Annotated in this window: 1 protein-coding gene; it reads left to right on the top strand. The window is 37.5% G+C overall.

Going from position 1 to position 309, the window contains the following annotated elements:
* Nucleotides 1-270, top strand: a 270-nt coding sequence (locus ACNDLV_RS08185; protein ID WP_498883105.1) for a VRR-NUC domain-containing protein, incomplete at its 5' end; no start/stop codon positions are given.
* Nucleotides 271-309 lie beyond the last annotated feature (39 nt).

Here is a 309-nt window from a genome sequence, read left to right as displayed (position 1 = left end):
AGCGTTAAACAAGCAGATGGTAGATGGTTTTCTACTGGGCTACCTAATGGTTATCCAGATTTACATGGTACACGCTGGATTGATAACCAGTCGTACTTTATTGAAGTTAAATCTCCTACAGGTAAAATTCGTGACGACCAAATGCGGTTCCATCAATTCTTGATGCAACACAATGTAATTCACGGTATTGCTCGTAGTGTTGATGATGCAAAAATGATAATTCAGGGAGGCCTTGTAGGATATGGTTATCCAGATATGGAGATTGAATGATGTCGATTTTATTACGTGAAATTTGTTTGGATAAAGAAA

The organism is Lactobacillus fornicalis (genome assembly GCF_055362665.1).
This window is presented reverse-complemented; position numbering and strand designations above follow the sequence as displayed.